The sequence below is a fragment of the Microbispora sp. NPDC004025 genome (assembly GCF_053604425.1).
Map to the genome: position 1 here is coordinate 1 of NZ_JBSGHN010000051.1, position 1,088 is coordinate 1,088.

Genomic DNA, 1,088 nt, shown 5'->3' on the forward strand with positions numbered 1-1,088 from the left:
GGCGGCCTGGCCGGTGAGGTCGGATACGAAGGGGACGACCGGCCCGGTGGGCGGGGTGAGGGACAGCGCGGCGACGGCGCTTTCGAACTCCTCCAGGATGGGGTCCATGTGGGGGGAGTGGAAGGCGTGGCTGACGGTCAGGGGCCGGACTTTGACCCCGAGGTCGCGGTAGTGGTCGGTCAGGTGGGTGACGGCGTCGTGGTCGCCGGAGATGACGGTGGAGGTGGGGGTGTTGAGCGCGGCGATGGTGACCTTGCCCTGGTAGTGGGCGAGGTGGGGGGTGATGTGTTCTTCGGTGGTGTTGATGGCGGTCATGGCGCCGCCGGGGGGCAGGGTGTGCATGAGGCGGGCGCGGGTGGCGACCAGGGCGGCGGCGTCGGGCAAGGACAGGATGCCGGCGGCATGGGCGGCGGCGATGGCGCCGATGGAGTGCCCGGCCACCGCTTGGGGGGTGATATCCCAGGTGGCCAGCAGGTGGGTGAGGGCGGTCTGCAGGGCGAACAGCCCGGGTTGGGTGTAGAGGGTCTGGTGGATCAGGCCGGGGTCGGCGTCGCCGAGCAGCACCTGCCGCAGGGGGACGGGTGCGTGTGCGGCGAGGTGTTCGTCCAGGAGGTCGATGGCCTGGTCGAAGGCGGCGGCGAAGGCGGGATAGGCGGCATGCAGCTGGCGTCCCATGCCCGGGCGTTGGCTGCCTTGGCCGGTGAACACGAACGCCACCCCGCCGGGCCGCGCCACCCCGGTCGTCACGCCGGGAGCGATGGTGGCGTTGGCGAGGGCGCGGGTGCCTTCCAGCAACTCCTGGCGGGTGGTGCCGGTGATGACGGCGCGGTGGTCGAAGCGGGCGCGGGTGGTGGCCAGGGAGTAGCCGACGTCGGCCGCCTCCAGGCCGGGATGACGGTCCAGGTGGTCGGCCAGCCGGGCCGCCTGGGCGTGCAGCGCCTCCCGCGACCGGGCCGAGACGACCCACGCCGTCACCGGCGGCGAACCCACCCCGCCCTCCACGGCAGACGCCTCACCCGCACCCGTCGGCACCCCCGCGACCGAATCCTGCCGCGATCCCGCTGGCGTGTCCGGCTCCTGCCGGCTCT

General features: G+C 73.4%; 1 protein-coding gene. It reads right to left on the reverse strand.

Annotated elements, in window-relative coordinates; all coding sequences use genetic code 11:
• The coding region (locus ACWEQG_RS39055; RefSeq protein WP_452292703.1) for an acyltransferase domain-containing protein at positions 1-990 on the reverse strand (990 nt) is incomplete at its 3' end.
• Between the last annotated feature and the right edge of the window lie 98 nt (positions 991-1,088).